We start from the raw sequence: 26790 nt of genomic DNA on the forward strand, positions 1-26790 counted from the left end.
TTAATAAAATGGTAGGGATAAACAACATTCTTGTTGCAGTAGATTTTGATGAATCAGTAGGCAACTTACTCAATTATACTGAAAGCCTTGCCGAAAAATATGATGCAAAAATCTGGCTCCTCCACGTTGCAGACCCGGAGCCAGATTTTATAGGCTATGAGCCAGGCCCGCAGTATATAAGAGATTTAAAGGCTGAAGAATATCGTGATGAACACCGAAAGTTACAGGCCTTGTGCGACAGGTTTTTAAGTAAAAATCTTCATGCTGAAGCGCTTCTCATCCAGGGTTCGACGGTAGAAATGATCCTGAAAGAAGCTGAAGAGTTGCAGGCTGACCTTATGATTGTAAATACTCATAAACATGGCTTTTTCTTCAACCTTTTTTCCGAAAGTGTGTCTTTAGAACTATTTAAAAAATCAAATATTCCTCTGCTCACCATTCCGGTAGACGGAGTTGAGTAAGTGCTGATAGCAATAGTTCTTAAATAATAACAATTTTTGATCCTGTAGTTCGCCACGGATACACGAATAACTTCGCAACTATGTAAACCACTGAATTGACATAAAACAGACCTCACAGTTTTAAAAACCTGTGAGGTTTTTATTCTGAAGTCATGACGTTTCTTTCTTGAAGGTTTATTTATTACGAATGATTAAAATTACCTTTAATTTTATTCCACCAGACCGAACGAAACTTTTCAAAGAATTCGTGAATTAGCGGCCTCTTTTCCCATTCAAAGAAGTTGCTTCAAGGTGGCAATTATCGACCTAAATTTTCTCACCGCAACTACACTAATAATATATATTTCCGTTGGTTCAGCTTGCCAGCTGCTGTGATCTTTAAATATTAGTGGATTAGTAGCTGCTTTTTCGCTGCATTTATGATCTGAAAATTTTAATTTTACATAAAAAATTTAGTTATGCATTCTAAGAAGGAACTTGAAGAAGTACACCAGCGAATTCTCCCTTACATCCATAAAACCCCGGTTTTACACTCGTCACTCCTAAATGAGATTTCAGGAACCGACTTGTTTTTTAAGTGCGAAAATTTCCAGCGGATGGGTGCTTTTAAAATGCGGGGTGCTACAAACGCCATTCTTCAACTTCCTAAAGAACAACAGCAAAAAGGTGTGGTTACCCATTCTTCTGGAAATTTTGCACAGGCGCTTTCTCTTGCCGCTAAAAGTATTGGTATTCCTGCTTATATCGTAATGCCTTCCTCTGCCCCGCAGGTGAAGAAAAACGCGGTGAAAACTTACGGCGGAATAATTACGGAATGTCCTCCTACTTTGGAAGATCGCAAGGAAAATGCGCAACGAATTATGCAAGAAACAGGAGCCAGTTTTTTGCATCCTTCAAATGACACCAATGTGATCCTGGGACAGGGTACTGCGGCAATAGAACTTTTACAGGAATATCCTGATCTCGAAGTTATTGTGACGCCGGTTGGCGGCGGCGGACTCGTTGCCGGAACTGCTCTTGCAGCCCATTTCTTCGGAAAAAATTGCAAAACTATTGGAGCTGAACCTTTTGAAGCAGATGATGCTTACCGTTCGCTGCAAAGCGGAAAAATTGAAACTAATAAAACTACAAATACCATTGGCGACGGACTTAAAACTCAGCTCGGAGACAAGAATTTCCCAATAATTCAGCAGTATGTTTCTGAAATTATACGTGTGGAAGAGAATGAGATTATTGAAGCGCTGAGAATTATCTGGGAACGCATGAAGATTGTGGTAGAACCATCCAGTGCCACAGCCCTGGCCGCAGTTTTACGTGAAAAGGAGAAATTCCGAAATAAGAAAGTGGGGATCATTATTTCCGGTGGAAATGTGGACTTAAGTCAGTTACTGTTTTAGCCAGTTTTCAGTACGCTAATCGTTACCAGCATCTGCCCAACATGCCGCTGACTGTGTTCTGCGGCGTGAAAATATAATCCCAATACGGTAGAAGGCAATTTCTTTCTGCCTACCGTCCGTTTTTCGGTTAAAATTGCTTCAGGAGTTGCTTTAAAAACTTCTAAAGCTTCGTCTACCTTGTTAGCAAAGTCCGTAGTCAAATTTGCCAAATTTCGATTTTCAGTGGGCTCGCCTTCCCTGCCTAAAAACTCAAATTGATCTTCAGAAAGCAACTTACCTTCAGCATAAGTAAGCATCCGGTCCAGGACTCCGGTGATATGCTGCAAATGAAATCCAACAGAAGCACGGCCGGCAGGTTTCTCCAATAGCAGATCTTCAGAAAAACCTTTAGTATATTTAAAAACCTCTTCTTTAGACTGCAACAGGGCGTGAGCCGCAGGTTGTAACAAGGCAGGAATACCTGGAACAGGGCCACGGAGCCAGACTTCAGGTTTTTTAGATGCATCCATAAAATTCCAGTTTTCGCCTTACAAAGTTAAACGGTTTAGTTAAACAGGACGAAATAGCTTTAGGTTTTATTCTGTTGGTGAAATTGATCTGCCGCCCACTTTGCTGGATTATTTTTGATGTATTCTGAAATAGCATCAAATGCGCGTTCATCCCGAATTATAATATCATGAAACCGTGTTTGCCAGGCAAAATTTGGGTTAATCTTCCGCGCGTGGATCGTGCAAATGCGTTTGTATTGATTTATAATAACGCCCAGTGTCCCGGGTTTCCATTGTTCATTTTTCCCGCCGGATTTTTGTTTTTTAAGAGGATTATTTGCCGCGTCATTGTCGCGGTTTTCCGGATTTGCGCGTTCCGGAATGCCCGAAGAGACGCCCAAATTGGGCGTCTGTACATTATCGGGGGAATATGGGGCGGCGGGATTATTTATTTCGCCGGCATCATTGGATTTCCCGGGGGAATGAGGTGGGTTATTAATAATTATAATTCCGTGGATGTGGTTGGGCATAGCGATGAATTCTCCGAGTTGGATAAAAGGGAAATGGTTGGGGATTTCGTTCCAGAATTGGTGGGAGATTGTTCCAATTTCTGATAATTGCATTTTTGCGTCGGAAATTTTTCCGAAGAAATTCTGGCGATTATGAGTGCATATGGTTACAAAATATGCAGCATTCCATGAATAATCCCAGGTTTGTAATCGCGCAGATGGGATTCGGTATTTGTTTCGGAATTTATCGGTCATTATTTCAAAAGGAGCTTAATATATGATGAAAAAATTCTGTGTTATCCCCGGTTACAAGTGTTGGCTGAAATTTGCCAATTTTCGGCTTTCTCTTTTCCTAACCTCATTTCTTCAGCAGGAATAATTCAGCTCCCGAATGTTTTTATTTCGGGTTTAAAGGTTGATCTGAAGCTGTAATTTCTCTGTTACCATAGTTTGCCACCAAAAACGGAACTATTGTTGTAACTTCATCTTTTAAATCTCATTTTTAAAGTTATGAATAAAATAATCCCGGCGCTTACTTTTTTCCTCTTCGGAACGGTTTTTTTAAACGCGCAAAATAGCATTGAAATAGAAATTTCTAAATTTGAATCTGATAAGGGGTCTGTTTTCGTTGCCCTTCATAACACTGAAGACTCTTTTCTAAAAAAAGCATTCCTGAGTGAAGAATCAGAAATTAAAGGTGATAAAGTAGTCTTGCAATTTAGTGATGTTCCCGACGGAATATATGCGATTTCTCTATTTCATGATGAAGACGGAAATAGGGAGATGAACACCAATTTTATAGGAATGCCAAAAGAAAATTATGGTGTCTCCAATAACGCACCGGCAAATTTTGGCCCTCCAAAATGGAAAGATGCAAAATTTGAAGTTAATAACGGAGAAATGGTAAGGCAGGAAATTGAGCTGAGGTAGGTGTTGGAAATTCTCAGCCTTTACACAACTCCACCAGCTTTAAAATAGTTTTCCAGTTCCTGGTGGTCGCCCCCGTTTTCAGTTTCTTTTCAAAAAAATTATTGGTCAATTTAGACTGGTGGTATTTGCCCTCGCAGTATATAAAAACCTCTTTATCCTGAATTTTAAACTTATCAGGTTTATAATCGTAAGTTTCTGTTTGCTGAATACTTTCTTCAGCAGGTTTTTCTTTTAGGAAAGTCAGGTGCAATTTATCACATTAGCGGTTGAAGTATAGAACGGATTTTGATCTACTATTTCCTGAAGCTCTTCTAAAGTTCTCACAATAACAGGAACTTCAAATCTGAATTTTTTCATGATAGCCCTTTCCAGTTTATTTTCCAGGATTGGATTCCGGCCTGCCGAATTGAAAATTATGTTCCCGCTCTGGATATACGTTTTTACGTTATCCATTTCTAATTCTCCGCACAAATCTCTTAAATCTGCCATGAGTATCTTCCGCTTCCCTCCCACGTTTATACCTCTTAAAATTGCAATTTTACTTTCCATTAAGTTATTATTCATTGTGAAAATTTAGAAATTTTGCTGTATTCCCAGGGTTTCCAGGTGCTTTACATTGTGGTATGTTAAAGATGCTTTTATACACTCTTTCAGTTCGTTGACGGGAATTTCCTGATCTAAATGAAATACAATTGCACGATTTCCTTCGTACCGGAATTTTTGATCAAATACCATTCTGAAAGAATCTATTAACCGGCTTGTACATTGGAAATACATCGCATATTGATCTCGTGATTTTTCCTTCCAATCTATTCGGAAGGTACTCCCGTTTTCAGTCACAAAAGCAGGTTCTCCCCATTTTAATGTCTCTTCCAGTTCAGTAACACCTTCGGTCTCTTTTGCGGTTTCAACTATTAGTTCTCTTAAAAACTGAAGTTTCTCCCGTACCTCATCAGGATAATTACCAAATTTTGCACTGAACTTTGGATTTGTTTTCAGAATTAATTTCCCCATTGTTTAAACTTATGAAATTGGATTTATTTCAGCGCCGGCACTTCAACTTTACTGATATCAGGAGCAGAATATTTTACAAATTATTAAAAATCAGCAGGTACCTGATGAACAAATTCTTTAAGCCGCATAAATTTGGAATCTTCTGAAGGTATACATATAGCCGGTGCCAAAATTTGCCAATTATCGGGTAGCACGAGCTTTGTATTGCGACGAACACCAAATTGTCTCAACTGATAGCCATTGCGTTTAAACATTCATCCACTATTTTTAGCCCTCGTTTGCGTTAAAACTAATTTTCCAGCTAATTCCGAATTTATCTTTACATTGACCATAGTAAGAACCCCAGAATTGATTGGTAATAGCGATAATCACCTTCCCTTCTTCAGATAAAGCAGTAAAAAGCCGGTCAGCTTCAATTTTATCAATCGCATTTACATACAAAGAAAAGCTACTATATGCATGAGTTAAATCTTTTTCGGGATCAATAATATCAGCCCCCATAAGTATTGTTTCTTTACTAATTGGTAAGGCAATATCCATAATTTGATCATCAGTAGCATGCGGAATATTCTGCCTGGCTGTTTCTGAAATTTCTCTGTAACGTCCTATAAACTGATATTCTCCACCAAAAACAGATTTATAAAAATTAAATGCTTTTTCGCAATTTCCGCTGAAGTGGAGGTATACATTTATGGTTGCCATAAGCTATACAATATAATTTTAAGGAATTAAAAGCTGTCATTGCTCTCCCAAACCATCGCAATTTTTCCTTTGGTATGCATTGCTTCGACGTACTTTATGGCTTCCGGAATTTCTTTATACGAATAAACCTTTTCTATATGGCCTTTGATTTTCCCGTCCCTAATCATAGTTGCCAATGTCTCCAAATCTTTTGTGTTTGCTTCCGCTGTAAACTGGACCAAAGGGAATTTTTTAAGCTTGCTTTTTAAGAGTACTGACATCATATGTCCCACCGTGGTAAACCCTATCATAACGCCCCTTTGTCCCATACGTTTAAAATCGGCAAAGGAGAGATTACCATGGGCATCAAGAACGAGGTCGTATTTCCCGTTGTGTTGCTGAATATTTTCTTTGTCATAAGCGATTACCTGATCTGCACCTAACTTCTTAACAAAATCAACTTTTTTAGCTGAACAGACACCGGTTACTTTAGCGCCAAAGGCTTTTGCAATTTGAACAGCAAAATGACCAACACCTCCCGAAGCACCATTTATTATAACAGATTCTCCTTCTTTAATTTTCCCGTGAGAAATAAGCGCCTGCAGGGCCGTCAATCCAGCTACAGGAACACCGGCCATTTCCGGGAAATCTGATCTTTCCGGCATTGTGCCGCATACCTTTGCCGACACAGAGACATATTCAGCAAAAGCCCCGCCTTGAGTTATCTCTCCAAAAACCCGGTCTCCTGTTTTGTAACTTTCTACATTTTTTCCTACCTCTTCTACAATACCGGCAAAATCAATCCCCGCAATTTTATCTTTAGGCTTAAACAAACCAAAAGCGAAACGTGCAAGAAAAGGCTTTCCCCGGATAATATGCCAGTCAGCGGGATTGGCCGAATTCGCCATTACTTTTACAAGAAGGTGACCGTCTTTTACAGATGGTTTTTCCACTTCTTCCAATTGAAGAATTTCCGGACCGCCATATGTTGTTTTTGTAAAAGCTTTCATTAATTTTTATTTATTTCCTTATAAATACTTAGTTCGCTCTTGCAGAACCGCCAACAAAGCCAATACTAATTGCTTTTCAGCACAGGTACTTCCTTCGAGATTCAACAAAACCAAAGAGGCATCATAAATATAGAATATTTAACTGTAAATCAGAATCTTACACGATAATTTTATTGGTGCATATAAGGAAATAATCAACACTCCTGGGGATCTAATTGGTGGAATAAAGCCGACCTTGAAATTTGGCAATTATCGACCTTCTTTTTCGTGGATACCTGAACTGAAAAATTTTCCGCAGCGGGAAGCTTCCTGAACCGGAAAATTTTATTCTGTTATAGCCAGGTTTACTTTAATAAATTCAATTTCTCCCGACTTAAATTTTAGTTCGTATTCGCCGGCTTCGGAGGGAGTGAAAGTATAGACTGCAGTTATTTCTGAATAAATTTCCGGACAGATGCAACCTTCATATCTTGCCTGAACCTCGATAGTTTTGGAATCTTCAGTACCACTTTCAATAAATTTTTGAAACTTTCCGCAACCATCATTGACGAAAAAGATTACTTCAATTTCTACCGGCTGATCATTTTTTCCCGTTTCAGGAGCATTTACTTCAGATACAAATTCCGTTCTATGGCCGATGCATTCCCGGGAATCATCTTCATCGCAGGAAACGAAGGTAATAAGAAAGACGAAAAGTAATACAGGAAGAATTTTATGCCTGAGAGCATCGCGGTAATCGCGCAGAAACTTTGAATTATGAATTAATTTCAGCATTGGATTTCTTTTATTCAGGTTATCGACCTTATAGCGACGCTCCCAGGGTTAAGATGCAGCAAGCAGTAAAAGGTTACATCAAAATTTTATGACATCACTAGTCATAGAATTATTGCTATAAAAAGGAAACAAAAGTGATGGCAATACCTCTGCCTAATTCATTTTTGGAAAAATACCTATTTTCAACCCTCACTTACGACCTGTTTGCCTTATCCCGACTATTTCTTTTTTACCATTAAACATAATTTCAATCATTTTATCTGGAGCAGATGAACTCTCGTTTTTGTACTTCAATTCGAATACTGCAAATTCTTGTCCAGCCATTTCGAGGTGACGTGCACTGGTCTTCATAGATTCAATTTTAAAATCTACCTTATCGATTAGCGTATTTAAGTGCTCATCGGTTAAATTATTATTAATTGAATCTGAAAAAAACTCCCTCGATCTGGTAATATCTTTATTATTCAGACTATGCAGAAAGTCAAGTGATAAAGAAATTAAGTGAACCAAACTGGCTTTCGTTGTCTCTATTTTACTGTTCCTTATGGACAGATGTATTTCCTGATTCTGCTTAGATGTGTCTCTACTCCGTGGCTTATAAAGACGGGTCATTAACTCAATTTCTGTACTATCATTTGGATACCATTTTTCTATCTTTTGCAAAATGTTGTTGGGATTTACCCATTTTGGATTAGAAAATTCTTCTTCTACCTCTTCTATTGGTTCTCCGTAAATTTGGATTAATTTATTTTTCAGGTTATGAAATTTTTCTACCATAGCTCTTCGAACAGCTTCTTTCTTTGAAGAATGCATCCCGACCCGTCCGGGATAACCTTCATCCCAATCATAATGCACACTCATCATTGTAGAGTCTTTTGCTTTAAAATGATATCGTGAGAACAGGTTTGGAATTATCTTTTCTTCCCGAATAAATTCGATTGGTCTTGCCTGCCCGTTAAACGCTACGGAATTTGAAGCTACCGGTATTCTGTAACTATCCAGGTTCTTTTCTATTTGTAGGTATTGCTTCAGAGAGGTTTTGTGGATATTCAGTCTTATTTCCTGTGCGAAGAGGATAGGTCCAAAAATTAAAAATCCGAATGCAAGTTTATAATTTATTGGTTTCTTCATGCCGGGGGGAATTGTAAAGGAAAATTTTCTTTAAGAATTGAAATGGGAAATTCATATGCTGGTATTTTTCGAGCTATTCATTCGGCTCAACCATTCGAATAAAGTATAACGACTTAGAAATAGTTGCCTGGGTTAGTATTCAATAGCAATTAATTCATACTTATCCGCCAAACCGGGGAGCTTTTCTTCCGAAATTTTTATTTCCATTGGAAAGGTATGTGGAACAAGTTTAGTGAGATTTATAACAGAATGAATAGGTAAAGCAATTTGATCGGTTACATACATCTCGTAAATCGTATTTCCGAAATCGCTTATAGTGTCTTTTATAATTATCGATAATTTGTAGCAATCAAAACCCTTTATTTCTTTTCTGTCATTTCTATTCTCCAGAACTTCGTATTCATCCTTTATACTGAAAAGATCATAATTTCTGTAGTTCACAGATTTAGATTTATCGTAGTAATGTAAAATCCCGCTATCTTTTTGAATCATCAAATAATCTCCAATCATCTCTCCATTTTGTTCCCGATGACGCCAGATAGAATCATTCTGAACTTCAATATAAATTTTAGTTTCCGGTGTTTCAGTTAAAAGATCAGTCCACGGCATCTCCTTGAGTTGTTTAACCATTGTAGAATCTTCTCCATTTGGATTGGCTAGTGCATCAATTAAAGAGTCCTGCTTAGATTTTAAATTAGCGATTCCACTTTGGGAAGAAATACTGGATTTTTCAAACACAAATTTTGTAGGTTCGGCGGTCTTTGCTGTCTGGTTTTTTGTAGACGAACAGGCGACAAAAAAGAACAATATGAAAACATAGTTAACAGCAGTATAAACGAAGTGGCTCGAAGTGTCTCTTCTACTTATATTCCAGGGAGTACCACCAAACTTATCAAGATAATTTTTAGCTTTTTTCAAATTTTGAAATTGTTGATTTTTTATATTTTCTTGCCTCTAAATATTTCAATGGTAAAACTGACTCAAAAACCCCGGATTTTCCTTTTCGGCTTTATAATAATAGATCCCAATCAAAAATTTACTGTTCTCCGGGACCTTGTCTTTAATTCCTTTATCACTACTTGTCCATTCAGTAGTATAAAGAATTTCCATTAGGTTTTTGTCAATTGGAGTACCAAATCCGTTTATTTGTTCCACACTTTTTATTTCTAAATCAGAGGAGAATGTTATTTGATAAAATCCATAATTTTTTTTAAGTTTTATACCTCTGAATTGACCCAGTTTTTCTCTAAGTGTCCCTTTTTCCCATAACTTATCTTATCAGTAAAATCAATCTCTTTTGATTTAAACATTTCAAGAATTTCCACTTCCCGCTTTTTTCTCTGAGGTGTTGTCCCATTCAAATAAAGCAAGCCAGAGCACATACCAATTCCGTAATTTCCATTTTTGTTTTTTCTCGCATACGCGATCAATTGGGTATCGACAGGAATAAGGATATCACAGGAAGATTGAAATTTATGGTCACTTCTTCCATATACGTGAACAGATTTTATTGGTTCGCCTTTATACAGTTTGTTTATTTTAATATCTGCTTTATATCCGCGTTCATTCTTTTCATTCGGATATATTTTTATAATTGTAACGTCAGCAACAAATTCTGATTGAACAAATTTTTCGGTAATATCCGGAGGGTCACAATCACAAGCTAAAACCCGACTTGAAACTAAAAATAGTATTATTAACAGAAATTTTTTCATGATTGGCGGCAAGGGGTAAGAATTCATTTTCCCCTTTCAGATAGTTTTACTTGTGTTTTCTATATTTTCATTTAAGGCCATTTGCTCTACAAGAGCATCAACAGAAATGGTTCCGAAGAGCTGTCACGATGGTCTTTTAAAATTACCTTGGTCAACATAATTTTCATATTATAATCGGAAGATACAATTTTCTATTTTTTACGACTAAAACAGAAAAGACTGGAGCTTTTTAGCCCTTATTATTTATTCATTAATCCGATACAGGACAGTCTCCGAAATAAAATCAGCTCTCTTAACCTGGAAAATAAATTCATTTTCTTCCATCCCGCTACTTTCAATCATTTTCTTAAAAGCGACATCTGTGCCGGACATAACTGAGGCAAATCATATTCTTTTCCTTGAAACTCCACCACCTATTACCGTATTAGCACGTTCTTCATCCTTTTTAAGATTTTAATACGTCCGAAAGCAACGTCTTATATTCCTGAACATGCTCCTTAAACGTTCTCTGTAAATGAAGCGCTAATAAAATTCCTGTTACCAAGAATATCGCTCCAATTATATACATATAGGAATGGCTATTTACCTCTAAGACTACGGCAGCTAAAAAGCCCAGCCCCAGAATAATATTTGCAAAAATTACTAATTTCGATAAGATGTGTGGCGTAAAGTAAATTTTTACACCAGCCTTATTGCCGGTACCTGCTTTTAAAATTTTTCCGTTTACAATAAGATGATTTTGGGAATTTAATTCAAAGCCAAGCAGCATGCGTTTGCGCAATTTAAACCTGACGGAATTTATCTTCTCATCACTTATATTAAATACAAATTTGCCAGCAGATCCCAGGGCGGATTCTAATTTTTCACCAATCTCTTTAGGACTACTTTTTACCTGAAAATTCCATGCTTTCATGTTAATTACTTTAGTGTTTGTCACGATTATAGCTTAAATGTTACGGTTGGAAATGTGGGATTGTCGGCTTCGTAGGATTCTCATGTATTTTTCGTGCTTAGAAGGGGATACTATCAAAGCTATGGAAGCAGTTTATGCTATGACTTCAAAGATGATTTTCACAATTAATGTAATCTACAGAAATCAGGATTAAACTTTTTTCTTCCTCTGGTTCTTTTCCTGCATTTTTGAGAGAGAATTCCTCAATTCGAGTTATTCATTGTCGTGGGCGGTGCTTTTTCCCCTCTACTCAATCCTTATACTCATAAGTAATGCATCATACTGCTCACTATCTTTTTCATTAATTTTGTCCAAAATAAATGTAGCTGTTTTTTTCATTTCAGGAATATCGATTGGCGTCATACTTCTTTCGAACAATCCTTCTAAATGCGAAAATTCATTATTAATTCGGTCAGTCATAGTAGAAGCTTGTCTATTATCTCCGAAAAATTTTGTTAGCTTTTCAAGTTGGTCGTTAGCATTGGGGTATTTATAATAAAGAAATGCTTCTAAAAATTTACGGGTATTATTTCCAAAATTATAGAACAAATTATGTTGGTCTTCATCATCTTCATCTGCAGTTGAACATTTATAAATTTGGTGAAATAGAAAATTGAACTCAGTTACGTAGTCTTTCAGATATCTTGGCATTATTCTGATCTTACTATTTTCTTTATCTCTTGATATTAGAAAATAACCACATTCATTTTTATTTAAAGCACTTGGTAGCCGTTTTAAATATTTCAGAAAATCAAGATTATGTGTGGATAGGAAAATTTGTTCGAATTCTTGTTTAGCAAATATCTCTGCATTGATCAGGCTATAAACGAAAAATATATGATTACTATCTAAACTCGAAATTGGGTCATCTATCCAAATAACAGGTTTGCTACCTTTGGTTTCTATGTCTTCGAGTTTGGCCATAAAATAGCAGAATGCAATTAAGCTACATTCGCCTTCGCTCAAATGATGAGCTTTATTTCCATTCCTAACAATTTCAAACCTAATTTTTTTATCTGTTTCTTCTAATGCCTGCAATGTTAGGAAATCATGCCCGAAAAAATTATTTAAATATTCGTTAACCTTTAAAGCACCTTTTTCTTCATCTTTCATCAACCTTTCCTTGTCTTCAATCTGTAATTTTTGCTGTTGAATTTTATTCTCTATCTCTTTTTTTTTATTTGTTTCTATATCTGAAGAATCTTTTAAGTCTTGGATTTCTGCAATTTCTTTAACGTACTGAATAGTTTCTACAAAATCACTTATTTCCCGTAAACGAAGAATTTTTTTTGCTTCTGCTTGCTCACTTCCTAAAGAATTGCTGTAATCATTTGCTTGAGTTCGAAGGTTTTCAAATATTGTCCAAAATTCTTCGAGTTCAATACTCTTGTCACTAATTACAACAAATTCTTTAGGATTTAATAAGTCATCTTTTCGTATTTGAAGATATTTCTTAGTCCTAATTAATTCAGCTTTTATACCGTCAATTAATTGTTGCCTTTTCAAAATCAGATTATCTAAAACCGAGTGAAACTTTGAATAAAAAATATTCTTGTTTATAGGTATTATAAGGTCTATACGATTAATTTGAATATCCAATTCAGAAATTAAATGATCAATATCTTTTTCTAATTTCTCTGATTCTTCGTCAAAATGACTTTCAAGCTCTTCCCAACGTTCTTGAGAGATTTCATTACCACAAAATGAACAATTTTGAAGTTTGTCTTTATGGATTTGTCTTCCTTCTTTAACCCATCGATTAATAATAGCATCTTTTAAAAGTTGTTCTATTTTATCCGAACTACTTATTGATTTAGTTACAAGTTCTTTAGCTTTTGAATTGAGAATATCAAAGTCAATCTTTGGTTTTGCTATTTCTTGAATGTCTGAATTTACACTTTCCTTTAATAAAGAAAGCTTTTGTTCTATTTCCTCATCTGTAGAAGGTTTGAACTTTGAATGTAAGACAACATTAATATCTGCCTGTAATTTATTGATGTTGTAATTTTGGTCTCCAAACTTTTCAGATTTGTACTTAATTCCATTTGGATTGTTGGTAGCTTTAAAACTCAATTGGCTATTTAAGCTATCATTTTTATTTTTATAAGTTTGTAAAGCGGTATTTGCAATAGTTGTTGCGTTCTTCAATTCAAGATAAAATCCACTTTCCTCATCTTCTTCATCAACTCCTAGATCATCCTTTAGTGCCTGGATTTCAGTTTCAATCGTAGCATTACCTCCAATTATAGCAAAAGGCGTAATGCTTTCCTCTGAATTGACTATAAAACGGAGATTATCTTTTATGAAATCCTCATTGAAAACTCTTATTTTTTTTCCATGGTTGGCTAAATTATCTTGATTAGCATCTGCTATACTATGAATACTTACTTCAAATTGAGGATTTTCATATTTATCAGAAATGGAACCTGTCTCTAATGCTCTTATAATTCTTGAAAGAGTAGTTTTTCCCGAATAGTTACGTCCATAGAAAATATTAATCTTTTTAAATGGTACAACGTTATTCCCTTTATCTCTAATATTTGCGTCCCAACTGAAATTTTGAAAAACAGCAAGATTATTTATAGATTTGAATTTTGTAATCATCCTATTTTCTTTTTTGCATTATCCACAACAACTTAATCCTATGAAAAACACCAGCACCAAAATTTCTGTCTTTTCAGCACCAGCACATCTAAATCTAAAAATCGTAGGGAATTTTGTTAAAATCAAGATAAATTATTAAACCTGAAAAGTTTGTACGAAAAACTTTTCAACCTGATCTTAACAGGTTTAGAGATTCTGTTTCCTTAGCGTTCCTCCTTCCCCACTACCCTCCAGAAAAACTTTAAAACATTCGCTATATTTAGCCCTCTCAAAAACCACACATAATGCTTCATAAATTATTGCCTGCGCTACTGCTATTACTATCTTCTTCAGCAGTATTCGCACAGGAAGAAGAAAAGAAAAATGATACCACATGGGATGTTTCCAATCCTTATCCAACCGACTGGAATATTAAGGAAGTGCCGCTGCAAACCAGCGAAGGCACCTGGATGAACCTGGATGTAAGCCCCGACGGGAAAACCATAGTTTTTGACCTGCTGGGCGATATTTACAGCATGCCCGTTACCGGCGGGAAAGCCACAGCTTTAAGAACCGGCATGGCCTACGAGGTGCAACCGCGGTTTAACCCCGATGGCTCCAGGATTTCCTTTACCAGCGACGCGGGTGGCGGCGACAATATCTGGGTGATGCAAAAAAACGGAAGCGATGCCCAACAAATCACCGAAGAAGACTTTCGGCTGCTAAATAATGCCGTCTGGACTGCAGACGGAAATTCCATTATCGCCCGTAAACACTTTACCTCAGGACGTTCCCTGGGCGCCGGCGAAATGTGGCAATATCATTTGGCTGGCAAAGGCGGAATTCAGCTTACCGAGCGCAAAAACGATCAGCAGGACGTAAACGAGCCGAGCATTTCGCCCGATGGCCGCTACCTTTATTACAGCGAAGATATGTATCCCGGCGGCAGTTTTCAGTATAACAAAGATCCCAACAAACAGATTTACGTGATCAAAAGATATGATTTTGAAACCGGCGAAAATATGACAATTACCGGCGGTCCCGGCGGTGCTGCGCGACCACAGGTTTCGCCAGACGGTTCCAAACTGGCTTTTGTAAAACGAGTCCGCACCAAATCTGTGCTTTATATTCACGATCTCGAAACGGGCGAAGAGTGGCCGGTTTACGATCAGCTAAGTAAGGACCAGCAGGAAGCTTGGGCGATTTTTGGTGTTTATCCCGGTTTTAGCTGGATGCCGAACAATAAGGAACTTGTTTTCTGGAGTGAAGGCGGCATCAAAAAGGCAAATATCGATACGTATGAGGTGGAAGATATTCCGTTTGAGGTGAATACCACAATCCAGATTGCCGATGCTTTACATACATATCACGAGGTTTTTTCTGAAACTTTTAATCCGAAAGTAATTCGCCACGCGGTCACTTCTCCCGACGGAAAAACGCTTGTTTTTAATGCCGTGGGTTACCTGTGGAAGAAAAACCTGCCTAACGGAAAACCTCAGCGTCTCACCAATTCTGAAGATTTTGAATTTGAACCCGATTTTTCAGCTGACGGAAAAGAAATCGTTTATGTAACCTGGGATGATCAGCGAATGGGAAGCATTAAAAAGATTTCTGTTTCCGGAAGAAATGAAACTACGCTTACGTCTAAAAAAGGCATTTATCGTAATCCGTCATTTTCAAATGATGGTAAAATGATCGCTTTTGCACGGGAAGGCGGAAACAGCGACCAGGGACAGGTTTTTAGCAAAAATCCTGGAATTTACCTCATGAGCGCTTCCGGAGAAAACATTAGAAGGATTAGTAAAGAAGGTGATTTTCCAATTTTTAATGTAGACGACAGCAGGATTTTCTTCCAAACAGGCGGCTACTTTTTCGGTGACCTCGAGAAAAACCTGAAAAGTGTAAACCTGAACGGCGAAGACGAGCGTACCCACGTAAAATCGAAGTACGCTAACCGACTTCTACCAAGTCCCGACAATAAATGGATCGCTTTTTCCAATCTGCATAAAGTTTATATCGCGCCGCTGGTAATGACCGGGCAGCCGCTGGAACTGGACGATAAAACCAAGACACTTCCCGTAACGCAAATTACCAAAGACGCGGGTATTAATTTGCACTGGTCCAATAATAGCCAAAATATACACTGGACTTTGGGCGACGAATATTTCACCAATAAAGTGTCGGAACGCTTTACTTTTCTGAAGAATTCGCCAGATTCTATTGCTCCAATCACTGAAAATGGGCAAAAAATAGGCCTGGAAGTAAAAACAGACGTTCCGGAAGGGCAAATTGCCTTTACCAACGCCCGGATTATCACTATGGAAGGCGATAAAGTGATCGAAAACGGCACCATTGTGATAAAAGGGAATAAAATTGTTGCTATTGGACCTTCAGAAGAAATTAATGTGCCAAAAATTGCCAAAATTTACGATGCATCCGGAAAAACGATTATGCCGGGAATGGTAGATGCGCATGCTCATATAGGTGCTTTTCGATATGGGCTTACGCCGAAGCAACACTGGCCAAGTTATGCCAATCTTGCTTTTGGAGTGACCACCGCGCACGATCCTTCCGCTTTAAGTGAGACGGTTTTTGGAATTTCAGAATTAATAAAAAGCGGCGATATGGTGGGACCGAGATTATATTCCACCGGAATTATTCTTTACGGTGCCGAAGGGGATTTTAAAGCCGTGATCAACAGCCTGGACGACGCGAGATCTGCTTTGCGAAGAACGAAAGCTTTTGGAGCAACTTCAGTAAAAAGTTACAATCAGCCGCGAAGGGAACAACGTCAGCAAATTTTACTTGCCGCAAAAGAACTGAACATGAATGTGGTTCCGGAAGGTGGAAGTACTTTTCTTCACAATATGAACATGATCGTGGACGGCCATACCGGGATTGAACATAACATCCCGATTGCGCCGGTTTATAAGGATGTAAAAACGTTGTGGGGCGAAAGCAAAACCGGCTACACTCCTACGCTAATCGTGAATTACGGCGGAATTAACGGCGAATATTACTGGTATGAAAAAACAAATGTTTGGGAAAATGAAAAACTGCTGAATTTCACTCCGCGCCAGATCATCGATTCCCGGTCCCGCCACCGTACGATGGTCCCGCAGGAAGAATATGAAAACGGACCAATATTGGTTTCGGAAACTGCTAAAGAACTTTCTGATGAAGGTGTAAAAGTAAATATGGGAGCTCACGGACAGTTACAGGGATTAGGCGCACATTGGGAACTCTGGCTTATCCAGATGGGCCGAATGAGCAATATGGAAGCTTTAAAAACTGCTACAATCAACAGTGCTGAATATATTGGAATGGACAAGGAAATCGGTTCCCTTAAAGAAGGAAAACTAGCCGATTTGCTGGTGTTAAAGGAGAATCCGTTAGAAGATATTCAGAATTCCAACACGATTATTTACACGATGATAAACGGCCGACTTTACGACGCCGAAACCATGAACGAGATCGGGAATAATCCGAAAGAAAGAGGGGACTTTTATTGGGAGAATAATCGTTACAGCCCTGCGTTTGACTGGCATGAGCAGGGACACGGGTGTATGGCGCATTAGTCTGTAGACTGTAGTCGGTAGTCGGTAGTTTTTTTAGTCGCTGCGCTCGTAGTTTGGAGTTTGGAGTTCGGGGTTTGGAGTTCGGGGTTGGAGAAAAGTTTTCGCTGCGCTCATATCGAATTGAAAAAAGCTTCCGGTTATCCGTTGTGACTCATACTAAGAACTACGAACAAAAAACTACGAACTATAAAGAACAGCCCACCAACATTAAATCTGTGTTAATTGAGAAAGAAGGTATGAACTAAATTTACATATCTTTAGTTTCCGAAAAACAGGAACAATGGAGATAGCTTTAGTGATAGGCCTTTTAATTGTCGCCATAGTTCTTTTTGCTACGGAGAAGTTCTCTGTTGATGTTGTAACTGTCGGGCTACTGGTAATTCTGGCACTCACGGGAATTCTTACGCCAAAGGAAGCCTTTGAAGGTTTCAGCAGTGATTTTATGATTATCCTGGCCTCGATATTTGTCATTTCCGGGGCTTTGTCTGAAACGGGTTTATTAGACAAACTTGGTGCTCAAATGATCAAGCGCCTAAAGAGCGAAACGATTTTTATTACTTATACAATGTTGGTCACGGCGACATTTTCAGCCTTTATGAACAACACCACAGTAACAGCCCTGGTTACCGGACCCGTGGTGGGTATTTGCCGAAAACTAGGCATCAGTCCTTCCAAAGTACTTATTCCGGTAGCCTATTCGTCTATTCTTGGTGGCACCTGCACACTAATAGGCACCTCCACAAACGTGGCGGTGAGTGGCTACATTGCCCAGGCAGGAATGGAACCACTGGCATTTTTTGAGATTTTCTGGATAGGTGTGATTTTATGTATTACCGGAATTATATTTATTCTCCTCTTTTGGCGTAAAATTTTACCCGACTATAAGGAAACCAGTTTTACTGAAGATTATAAAATCAAGCAATACCTTTCTGAAATAATTATCTCTGAAAATTCCAATCTTATAGGTCAGCGTGCGTTTAAATCTGATTTGTCCCGCTGGGATGTAAGGATCATTAAAATAATTCGTGGTAAAGATGAAAATATTCCAAACCGAAGGACGACACTGGAAGAAGGTGACATTCTACTTATAGAATGCCCGGTAGATGACCTTATAAAAATTAAAGAATCGCCCGATTTAAAAGTACTGGCCGATATCATTCGGCACGAAGAGATACAAAGTGACAAAATAAATTTAATAGAACTTCTCGTAACACCCGGTTCCCGGCTGGCAGATCACTCGTTAACTGAGATAAGATTCCGACAAAATTATGATGTGGTGGTATTGGGCGTCCATCGATTTAAGACCACTGTTTCACAAAAAATCGCCAGCCTTAAATTTAAAATTGGAGATGTACTTTTGGTGCAGGGAACCGAAGAATCTATAGAAATCCTGCGCCAGTCGGGAGAGTTCTCCATAATCGGGGATTTTAAAGTAAACATGTTTAATGAACGGAAAGGAATACTTTCTGCAGTGATATTTTTAATAGCAATCATCGCAGCTTCCCTGCAACTGGTACCACTTTCCATAGCCTTTCTTACCGCAGCGCTGGTGACTATTCTGGTAGGTGCCATTACGGTAGAGCGTGCTTATGAAATTATGAACTGGAAGTTGCTCATCCTTATTGGCGGAATGAGCGCCTTTGGAACTGCCATGGAAAATTCAGGCGCATCAACATTTCTTGCTGAAAATATAATCTACCTCCTGGGAGACCTGGGCATAATGTATGTACTCGCGGGTTTCGTGGTGTTGGTAATTCTACTAACGCAGCCAATGTCCAATGCTGCTGCTGCCCTTGTTGTTCTCCCCGTGGCCATTGAGGCTGCGGAATTACTGGGTTCAGACCCACGTTCTTTTGCCATCGCAATTATGCTGGGGGCATCTGTCTCCCTTATCACTCCGTTTGAACCTTCCTGTATTCTGGTTTACGGCCCGGGAAGGTATAAGTTTATGGATTTTATTAAGACAGGTGTTCCGCTCACGTTAATCCTGCTGGTAATTATCCTGTTGCTGGTACCTGTATTCTGGCCTTTATAAATACTAAAAGACGAAAATGCCATTTTAAGACTATGATCTGTTTAGAATTTTTCTTCAGTTTAGACCAAAATGACTTTTTATTTTTACCTTTCAAAATGAATCATGCAAACCGGCTTTTTCTATAAGCCGATTTTGCATTTACGTTTCCTGTTAAATGAGAAAAGTAAAACTGCACAACCCGTTTAAAACCCGCATTATTGATGAGAAACTCATCAGGGAACACCTCGCTTTGGAGCGTACAAAGCTGGCAAACGAACGCACAGTACTTTCTTATATAAGAGCTTCTTTGTATTTACTTATTGGCGGGCTGGCATTGTTGCAAATTAAGGAATATGATCATGTAAAATGGTTGGGCTACCTGTCCCTTTTTATCTGTGTTGTTTTTATCACCGTGGGTATCTGGAGATATATTGCACTGAACAAAAAGCTTAACAGGCTGCTCCAGCCAGACGATCCCAAAGAGCAGAAAAAGGCTGATAAAGACTAAAATTACTTGCCCACGCCCATGCTTCAACCTTTGATCCATTATTTTTTACATTTTGTAGCTATTGCGCTTATTGCAGGGCTGGTGGATCGCAAAAACTGGAAACGATCTTATCTTATTCTGCTGGCTACCATGTTGGTGGACCTTGATCATCTTTTTGCCACCCCAATTTTTGATCCCGATCGCTGCGGAATTGGTTATCATCCCCTGCACTCAGAAATGGCAATTATCATATATTTCTTCGGAAGTATTCTTGTGAAGCACCAGGTTTTCAGACTAATTTTTATCGGCCTGCTCTTCCATATGCTTACTGATTTTATTGACTGTCTCTGGTCGTTCTCCAAATGCAGCGAATGCTATTATTCTTCTGAAATTTATAAGCTGAAGGAGTTTTGGTTTAATTAATCTCCTGTAGCAACAGCAGTCAGCGTTTCAAAAATCTGAACAATCTGCTGCAGTTCTTCAGAATTTCCTGTTAACATATGCCGGTTGATGAGATAATCTGTATCGTTATACGATACATGCACTACCTCCTCTTCGTCCTGCCAGACCAGTATTTTTTGCGGCAGGTCCAGCGCTACCGTCTGCGATTCCTGCATAAGTTGCGCTTCCAATTCGGGATAAGAAAACAGGATTAAAGTTGAAGGCGGAATTTCCACATTTTCGGCCGCCGCGGTTTCCTGATGATCTACCTGTGCCACTATATCCAGGTTTTCATTTGAAGAAATGTTGCTGCGTAATGCGTTGTAGGTTTCTTCAAAATTACGTGTACTTTCTGCGGTGATAATTCCTTCTTCCAAACCCACCATTGCATCTGCAGAAAATTTAACTTCAGCAGTAGTGGCAGCATTCGCAAGATTCTTCAGCAAGTTGGCATAGTCATCCTGGTTTTCTGAAGCTTCGAGTCCGTAGCGCGAATTCAAGTAAGGCATGGAATTGTAAACGGCAAAAACTTCAGAATTTTCATTCTGATAAAACATCATTTTATTGGGAAGATCTAATCCCGCCAGCGGATTTTCTGCCAGTATTTGTGCTTCATAAGTAGGAACCGTAAAAAACACAATGTTTGTAGAATTTAGAACCCGCCCGGTAGCTATGGCATTCGCGGCATGATCTACTTCAGCAATTATGTCTGAATCAGCATTCTGGTTTACGGCATTTATAAAGCCTGAATAAGTGGGATCATATGCATTATTACTTGCAGAATATCGGGTCCCGGTCACACTCATCACATCTGAAGAGAATAAAACATCCCCGGGATCATCATTATTACAGCCGATGAACACAAGGCAAAGACAAAATAAACAACAGAGTTTTTTCATAGCAGTATCTTAAAAGGTTTAATTTAAAATTTATCCCTAAACGGAAGAAATCTTTGTCGTTTTTTATTCCTTGCAGATGCCTGAAATAATCTGCATTTGTCGTTGGAACTCGTTTCCAGGCCTTAACGTTAAACCGAAATAAAAATTCCATAAATAGAGATTCCATAACAGTTCCAGGAATATATTTTTGCTCTAAAACTTGTATCTTTACCCCCGCTGTTTTAATTTCAACAGCATCATCAATCACCCAAAAAACTACACCTATGCACATAGCCATCGCCGGCAACATTGGGGCCGGAAAAACCACTCTTACCAAATTGCTCGCCAAACATTATAAATGGGAAGCCCACTTCGAAGATGTTCTGGAAAATCCTTACCTCGAAGATTTTTACAATAAAATGGAGCGATGGTCTTTTAACCTTCAGATCTACTTCTTAAACAGCAGGTTCCGGCAAATCCTTCAGATTAGGGAAAGCGGAAAAGATATTATTCAGGACCGGACAATTTATGAAGATGCACATATTTTTGCTCCTAACCTGCATGCTATGGGCCTGATGCCTAATCGTGATTTTGAAAATTATAAATCGCTTTTTGACCTTATGGAAAGCGTCGTGCAGGGTCCGGATTTATTAATCTACCTGCGCAGCAGTATTCCTAACCTGGTAGCACAAATTCAGAAGCGTGGTCGGGATTATGAAAATTCTATTTCTATTGATTACCTAAGCCGGCTAAACGAACGTTACGAAGCCTGGGTACACGATTACGACAAGAGTAATTTGCTGATCATTGATGTGGACAACATTAATTTTGTGGAAAATCCAGAGGATCTAGGAGATATTATCAACAGAATAGACGCGGAACTCCACGGGTTGTTTTAGAAATTGAAAGAGAGGAAAGTGAGAAGTGTGTAGTTTCTAAAGTTGAATTGTCTTTTTTGACCGGCCTATCGAAAGTTTATCGTAAAATTTGACGTGAAGCCACCGTAAAATTTTATGCTGTTTGAGCTGTGCAGAATTATGTATTAGCAGAAATTTGACAGCGAGTTCATAAAATTTAGGTGGCGAACGAGAAATTTAGATAAAGTTTCGTAAGCCTTGATTTTTTGTTTCTTTTTCATCTAAGGAAAAAGAAAGGGCGAAAATTTAAACACAAGCTCTAAAATTATAATAATACTGATAATTGCCAATTTTAAGGTCTGCCTTAATATTCCTCCAGGTTTTTTGAGCCCTGACATTTCTAAGAATTAGGATTAATTACTTTATAAACCCATTCTCCCTGGCATGCTCAACAGCTTCTTCAGAACTATGGACCATTAGTAACGGCGTGGAATCAAAATTATCAATTACACTTTGCACCCTTTCCATTTGCCGTTTATGTTTTACACTACGTAAATAGATGGCCAGAATCCTGTCGGAATACTGGGCGGCAATTTCAGTATAAATCGAAGCGTCATGTTCCCCGCTGTCCCCTATCAGGATAAACTTTAGATCGGGATAGGTCTTCAGGATATTCGCTATTTCCTTTTGTTTATGAGGTTTTTCCGGTTTTGTGGTCCTGTCAAAAGGTGTCCTGAAATTACGAAGTAGAATAGGTCCCTTTGGAAATTCATTATGATCCAGGAAAAGCTTCAGATATTCGTACATGTTCCACGGACTATTACTCAGGTAAAACATCGGATTCTGGTTTTTTCCGCTTTTTCCATGGTGCAGTTTTTTGTACAAATCAGGTGCACCTTTTAACGGAATCCGGCGATAGGCATTGGTAAGCAAAGAATTTTTAAGCAAGCGCCACTTTAAAAATGAAGTTACCCCGGTATGTAAGATGGTATCGTCAATATCACTAATTACCCCGTATTCGGCATCTGCAGAAGGCACGAGAAATTCACCTTTAAAGTAATCTTCCAGTAATTCTGTCTTAGGTGAAATTTCACCTTTGTAATGCAGCTGATAATCGATCCAGCCTTCTTCATCTGCATATTCGGCTACATTTTCTTTTAGCGTTTTATCAAAGAGAAAATACCCTTCACCATTGGTTTTATGACTCAGTTTAATTTTTCCTGGTATGACAAGTTCTATTTCAGCATCCGGAATTTCAAAACTGTCAAACTGCTTCCAGGTATTTTTTGATGTTTTCCAAAATGACTGATCCTGAACGATTTTTAGCGGCTCATTATCCAATGCCCTGCCAAAAACGTAAAGCCGGGAATACGTACCATAGCTGCGGTAAGGAATTATAAGTACCTGATCAAGATTTTTATATCTTCCTATAAATTTCTTTAAGCGTTTAAACATTTTTAAGCGATTCTATTCTTATTAATATAGTGGCAAAACAGCTAATGCCGAAAATTGCCAATTTTCGTCCATTACGCATTCAATCGTTCCAACGCTTCCCCCATGTCTATTCCAGATTTGAGCACGCCCGCAAACAAATCCCCCTTCCGCTCTATTCTTTCCGGCATAGTTTTAATGTTAAAGTCTGATAATTGCAATCCTGACTTTACCTCTTTCCAAAGCAGCGGTGCTGAAACCGTTGCGCCCGGTTTTGGTCTTGCACAATAAGGTGCAGCAAGAGTTTGCCCCCTTCTGTTCTGAAGAAAATCCAGGTAGATTTTTCCTTTGCGCTTTCTTACATTTCTTTCCATCGTAGTAATTTCTGGTAACATTTCGTTGATGAAATAGCAGAGTAACTTCGTGAAATCCCGTCCTTCTTCGTAGGTGTAAAGTGCTCCCAGCGGAATGTAAACGTGGATGCCACTTGATCCGGAAGTTTTACAATAGCCTTCTATCCCTGCTTTTTCCAGCACCACTTTTGCTGCCTGCGCCACTTCTATCACCTCTTCAAAGGTATTTTTTTCTGAAGGATCAATATCAATTACCGTAAAATCTGGATTCTCGAGATTCTGAACACGCGAACTCCACGGATTAATTTCTATACAACCCAGATTTGCCATGTACAGCAAAGTCGCTTCTTTTTGACAAAGCATATACTCAATATCTTTTTCTGAAGATTTTGAATGAATTTTAGTCGTTTCAATCCAGTCCGGTAAAATACCTTCATTATCTTTTTGGTAAAAGCCATCTTTTTTAATTCCGTTTGGATGGCGATGAAGGTTTTGCGGACGATCGATTAGATACGGAAGAATAACTTCGGAAATATTTAAATAATAATCGATAAGATCATACTTCGTAAATCCGGAATCTGGCCAGTAGATTTTATCAAGGTTGGTGAAAGGAACTTCTATTCCGCCAATTTCCAAATGTCCCGCTTTTGATGAACCTGAAGCCGACCCCGAAGGTGAATCAGAAGCTAAAACCGGGGTTTCCTCTACGGGCGTTTCCACTACTTTTTCGCCGGTTATTTCGGGAACATTTTTATCATTTCGGAGCCCTTTAAAAACCGGATGTCGCATATTTCCACTTTTGGTCCACTCAGTAAACTGAACTTCACAAATCAATTCCGGTTTTATCCAGTTTGGTTTTCGGCCCTTCAGATTAATTTTTTTTTCGAATGGATTTTCATCAGTTTCCCTCGCTTCAAACATTTTGATCAGTTCCCGTTGTTTGGAAGCTGAAAATCCCGATCCGCAATTTCCTATATAGGTTAGTTTTTCAACTTTAAACATTCCCAGGATAAGGGAACCAAAACTACCACTTTCAGAATCTGTATAGCCGCAAATAATAGCTTCAGTGCTTTCTATAGACTTTATCTTCAGCCATTTTTCGCTGCGATAACCCGGGGAATATGTAGAATCTGCTTTTTTTGCAATCACACCCTCCATTCCTGCATCTATTGCCCGTTTAAAGAACGTACTTCCCATACCTTCCATATGCTCACAATAGTAAGTATGGTAAGTATCTTCTATTACTTCTTCAATTAATGATTTTCGTTGAACCAGCGGAAGTTCCATCATACTGAGTCCATTCAGGAACAGCATATCAAAAACATAAAATCGTAATTCTCCCAACGTAGTTTCATCGTAATTCTGCAACTTCTGAAAATCTGGAATTCCCTTTTTATCCACCACCACAACTTCGCCGTCCAGGATCGCATTGTGATCAATTTGCTCCAGGTCCCTTACCAACCTGGCGAACTTCTGGTTATAGGAAATTCCGTTTCTGGAATACAGCTCCACCTCACCATCTTTTACGTTGGCAATCATGCGGTAACCATCCCACTTAAGTTCATAAATCCACTCCGGATCATTAAAAATAGATTTTGTGGTGGTAGCCATCATTGGTTTAATAGCCTCGGTAGGCTGAAGGGTTTTGACCTTAGGTTCCGGCGGATTTACTGCTACAGAAGAAGTGTAATCTTCAGCATTGTACGGTGTATCAATAGAAAAGTCGTCGTTTTTCTTGATCAGTAACCATTGATTTCCTTCTCCCCGTCCGGTTCTCACAAGCGCAAAAGTCCCCATGATTTTTTTTCCGAAGAATTCCAGTTTTAGATCACCTTTTTTAAGTTGTTCAATAAGCTGCTTTTTATCAATTCCACCGGTTCCCCTGTAGACACCTTCATCCCAGATGTCCATTACCCCGGCGCCATAATTGCCTTTGGGAATCGTGCCGTGAAAAGTAAGGTACTGTAAAGGATGGTCTTCTGTTTGAATTGCAAGGCGCTTGTCATCGGGATTCATAGAAGGACCTTTGGGAACAGCCCAGCTCTTAAGCGTTCCCTGCATTTCCAGCCTTAAATCGTAATGTAATCTACTGGCCTGGTGCCGCTGGATAACGAACCTTAGCTGCCCACCATCATTGGATATTGATCCTTTCGGCTCGGGGGTGGTTTCAAAATCTCGCTTTTTGAAGTATTCTTCTAAGCCCATCAGGAAGCTTTACCTTTCTTCTTATCCAAACTTGCTTTAAGTTGCGCCATAAGATCTTTTGCAGGAGTAGGTTTGCTTTCATATTTCTCTGCCTTGGAAATTTTTCCGGTAGATTTGGACTTGATGATCTTCATTAATTGATCATTATAAACATCTTTAAACTTCTCGAAACTGAAGTCTGTAGTGTACTGTTCGATCAGTGATATTGCCATATCTACCTCTTTCTTGGCTACTTTGGTTTCGGGTAATTTCAGGTCTCCGGGATCACGTATTTCATCAGAAAATCGTATCACATGGAGAACCAGTGCATCTTTATAAACCCCCACAAGGCTAAGATGTTCCTTTTGTCTCATCACAAAAGTCGCCACACCTAGTTTTTTGGTTTTCTTTAATGCATTGCGCAGTAAATTATAAGATTTTCCGCCTTCCTTCTGTGGCTCGAGGAAATAAGGCTTTTTAAAAAGAACATCTGCAACATCCTTTTCTTCAATAAATTCCTCGATATCTATGGTCTTACTTTTCTTCATATTGGCGTTTTCAAAATCTTCTTTTTCCAACACCACATATTTCTCGTCCTGTTTATACCCTTTTACAATATCCTTCCATTCTACTTCCTTTCCTGTCTCTTCGTTTACCCTTTTGTAACGGATACGGGCATTATCATGCCTGTCCAGCATATCCAGGTCGATCTTTTTATCTTCAGAACCGGAATACATTTTAATGGGTATAGATACTAAACCAAAGCTTATTGAACCGTTCCAAATAGATCTCATATTGGTATTGATTTATTTTAGTATTAGTGTTTAACCTGAAGAACTTTTCTTCTTCAGAATTGCTCCTGAAAAAGAAGCCGAATCAAATTTATTCTCCTACAGAAAAAACAAAAATTTTATAACTAAAT

The 26790-nt window shown here is 38.5% G+C and carries 27 protein-coding genes; 8 read left to right on the forward strand and 19 right to left on the reverse strand.

The window, feature by feature from the left end:
• Window positions 1-8 precede the first annotated feature (8 nt).
• Window positions 9-461: a universal stress protein gene (locus RM541_RS01780; RefSeq protein WP_311498509.1), complete on the forward strand. Its 453-nt coding sequence runs from the start codon at window positions 9-11 to the stop codon at window positions 459-461.
• 458 nt (window positions 462-919) lie between these two features.
• Complete coding sequence (locus RM541_RS01785) at window positions 920-1858, forward strand: pyridoxal-phosphate dependent enzyme (protein ID WP_311498510.1); 939 nt, start codon at window positions 920-922, stop codon at window positions 1856-1858.
• Here RM541_RS01785 and RM541_RS01790 read toward each other — a convergent pair.
• Both RM541_RS01790 and RM541_RS01795 read right to left on the reverse strand, forming a co-directional pair.
• Window positions 1855-2367 (reverse strand): DinB family protein, encoded by a 513-nt coding sequence (locus RM541_RS01790; RefSeq protein ID WP_311498511.1) that lies wholly within the window; start codon window positions 2365-2367, stop codon window positions 1855-1857. The genes RM541_RS01785 and RM541_RS01790 overlap by 4 nt on opposite strands.
• 59 nt (window positions 2368-2426) lie before the next feature.
• Entirely contained in the window at window positions 2427-3110 is a 684-nt protein-coding gene (locus RM541_RS01795; RefSeq protein WP_311498512.1) for a transposase, read from the reverse strand.
• 255 nt (window positions 3111-3365) lie between these two features.
• Between RM541_RS01795 and RM541_RS01800 the strand changes: the two genes are divergently transcribed.
• Window positions 3366-3785, forward strand: a complete 420-nt coding sequence (locus tag RM541_RS01800; protein ID WP_311498513.1) for a DUF2141 domain-containing protein — start codon at window positions 3366-3368, stop codon at window positions 3783-3785.
• A 13-nt stretch (window positions 3786-3798) separates the two neighbouring features.
• Here the strand turns inward: RM541_RS01800 and RM541_RS01805 are convergent, their stop codons facing one another.
• The 13 genes from RM541_RS01805 to RM541_RS01865 all read right to left on the reverse strand — a co-directional run bounded on the left by RM541_RS01805 (window position 3799) and on the right by RM541_RS01865 (window position 13666).
• On the reverse strand, window positions 3799-4035 hold the full coding sequence (locus RM541_RS01805; protein ID WP_311498514.1) for a hypothetical protein: 237 nt from the start codon (window positions 4033-4035) through the stop codon (window positions 3799-3801).
• Window positions 4026-4349 carry a DUF1697 domain-containing protein gene (locus RM541_RS01810; protein WP_311498515.1) on the reverse strand — a complete coding sequence of 108 codons (324 nt, stop codon included), beginning with the start codon at window positions 4347-4349 and terminating at the stop codon, window positions 4026-4028. Before RM541_RS01810 ends, RM541_RS01805 begins: the two co-directional genes overlap by 10 nt.
• Window positions 4350-4358: 9 nt before the next feature.
• A complete protein-coding gene (locus RM541_RS01815) occupies window positions 4359-4799 on the reverse strand; it encodes a DUF1801 domain-containing protein (RefSeq protein ID WP_311498516.1) in 441 nt (146 codons plus the stop codon).
• Between the two features lie 83 nt (window positions 4800-4882).
• Window positions 4883-5053 (reverse strand): hypothetical protein, encoded by a 171-nt coding sequence (locus tag RM541_RS01820; RefSeq protein WP_311498517.1) that lies wholly within the window; start codon window positions 5051-5053, stop codon window positions 4883-4885.
• A gap of 13 nt (window positions 5054-5066) precedes the next feature.
• Window positions 5067-5501 (reverse strand): VOC family protein, encoded by a 435-nt coding sequence (locus tag RM541_RS01825; RefSeq protein ID WP_311498518.1) that lies wholly within the window; start codon window positions 5499-5501, stop codon window positions 5067-5069.
• A gap of 26 nt (window positions 5502-5527) precedes the next feature.
• The gene (locus RM541_RS01830) at window positions 5528-6490 is read right to left on the reverse strand and encodes an NAD(P)-dependent alcohol dehydrogenase (protein ID WP_311498519.1); all 963 of its coding nucleotides are present in this window, start codon (window positions 6488-6490) and stop codon (window positions 5528-5530) included.
• Window positions 6491-6814: 324 nt separating this feature from the next.
• Entirely contained in the window at window positions 6815-7264 is a 450-nt protein-coding gene (locus tag RM541_RS01835) for a hypothetical protein (RefSeq protein WP_311498520.1), read from the reverse strand.
• A 189-nt stretch (window positions 7265-7453) separates the two neighbouring features.
• Window positions 7454-8395 carry a hypothetical protein gene (locus tag RM541_RS01840; RefSeq protein ID WP_311498521.1) on the reverse strand — a complete coding sequence of 314 codons (942 nt, stop codon included), beginning with the start codon at window positions 8393-8395 and terminating at the stop codon, window positions 7454-7456.
• A gap of 132 nt (window positions 8396-8527) precedes the next feature.
• Window positions 8528-9313 (reverse strand): hypothetical protein, encoded by a 786-nt coding sequence (locus RM541_RS01845; RefSeq protein WP_311498522.1) that lies wholly within the window; start codon window positions 9311-9313, stop codon window positions 8528-8530.
• Between the two features lie 45 nt (window positions 9314-9358).
• Window positions 9359-9550, reverse strand: a complete 192-nt coding sequence (locus RM541_RS01850; protein ID WP_311498523.1) for a hypothetical protein — start codon at window positions 9548-9550, stop codon at window positions 9359-9361.
• A gap of 62 nt (window positions 9551-9612) precedes the next feature.
• Entirely contained in the window at window positions 9613-10110 is a 498-nt protein-coding gene (locus RM541_RS01855; protein ID WP_311498524.1) for a hypothetical protein, read from the reverse strand.
• 445 nt (window positions 10111-10555) lie between these two features.
• Entirely contained in the window at window positions 10556-11023 is a 468-nt protein-coding gene (locus tag RM541_RS01860; protein ID WP_311498525.1) for a DUF423 domain-containing protein, read from the reverse strand.
• Window positions 11024-11308: 285 nt separating this feature from the next.
• Complete coding sequence (locus tag RM541_RS01865; RefSeq protein WP_311498526.1) at window positions 11309-13666, reverse strand: AAA family ATPase; 2358 nt, start codon at window positions 13664-13666, stop codon at window positions 11309-11311.
• A 284-nt stretch (window positions 13667-13950) separates the two neighbouring features.
• Here RM541_RS01865 and RM541_RS01870 point away from each other — a divergent pair, with 284 nt between their 5' ends.
• The 4 genes from RM541_RS01870 (at window position 13951) to RM541_RS01885 (ending at window position 20147) form a co-directional block, all read left to right on the forward strand.
• A complete protein-coding gene (locus tag RM541_RS01870; protein ID WP_311498527.1) occupies window positions 13951-17223 on the forward strand; it encodes an amidohydrolase family protein in 3273 nt (1090 codons plus the stop codon).
• Window positions 17224-17503: 280 nt separating this feature from the next.
• Window positions 17504-19258, forward strand: coding sequence for an SLC13 family permease (locus RM541_RS01875; RefSeq protein WP_311498528.1), 1755 nt, complete (start codon window positions 17504-17506; stop codon window positions 19256-19258).
• A 154-nt stretch (window positions 19259-19412) separates the two neighbouring features.
• Window positions 19413-19745 (forward strand): DUF202 domain-containing protein, encoded by a 333-nt coding sequence (locus RM541_RS01880; protein WP_311493603.1) that lies wholly within the window; start codon window positions 19413-19415, stop codon window positions 19743-19745.
• Window positions 19746-19763: 18 nt separating this feature from the next.
• A complete protein-coding gene (locus tag RM541_RS01885) occupies window positions 19764-20147 on the forward strand; it encodes a DUF6122 family protein (RefSeq protein WP_311498529.1) in 384 nt (127 codons plus the stop codon).
• Here the strand turns inward: RM541_RS01885 and RM541_RS01890 are convergent.
• Entirely contained in the window at window positions 20144-21064 is a 921-nt protein-coding gene (locus tag RM541_RS01890; RefSeq protein ID WP_311498530.1) for a DUF302 domain-containing protein, read from the reverse strand. The genes RM541_RS01885 and RM541_RS01890 overlap by 4 nt on opposite strands.
• 263 nt (window positions 21065-21327) lie before the next feature.
• On the opposite strand from RM541_RS01890, the gene RM541_RS01895 reads away from it, so the two are divergent.
• Window positions 21328-21942 carry a deoxynucleoside kinase gene (locus RM541_RS01895; RefSeq protein ID WP_311493608.1) on the forward strand — a complete coding sequence of 205 codons (615 nt, stop codon included), beginning with the start codon at window positions 21328-21330 and terminating at the stop codon, window positions 21940-21942.
• A gap of 375 nt (window positions 21943-22317) precedes the next feature.
• Here RM541_RS01895 and RM541_RS01900 read toward each other — a convergent pair whose 3' ends face one another.
• The 3 genes from RM541_RS01900 to ku all read right to left on the reverse strand — a co-directional run bounded on the left by RM541_RS01900 (window position 22318) and on the right by ku (window position 26662).
• Entirely contained in the window at window positions 22318-23355 is a 1038-nt protein-coding gene (locus tag RM541_RS01900) for an App1 family protein phosphatidate phosphatase (protein ID WP_311498531.1), read from the reverse strand.
• Between the two features lie 71 nt (window positions 23356-23426).
• Window positions 23427-25889, reverse strand: a complete 2463-nt coding sequence (gene ligD, locus RM541_RS01905; RefSeq protein ID WP_311498532.1) for a DNA ligase D — start codon at window positions 25887-25889, stop codon at window positions 23427-23429.
• Window positions 25889-26662 carry a non-homologous end joining protein Ku gene (gene ku, locus RM541_RS01910; protein ID WP_311498533.1) on the reverse strand — a complete coding sequence of 258 codons (774 nt, stop codon included), beginning with the start codon at window positions 26660-26662 and terminating at the stop codon, window positions 25889-25891. The genes ligD and ku overlap by 1 nt, the downstream gene beginning before the upstream one ends.
• Between the last annotated feature and the right edge of the window lie 128 nt (window positions 26663-26790).

The sequence above is a fragment of the Autumnicola psychrophila genome, assembly GCF_031846645.1.
GTDB classification, from domain to species: Bacteria; Bacteroidota; Bacteroidia; order Flavobacteriales; family Flavobacteriaceae; genus Autumnicola; species Autumnicola psychrophila.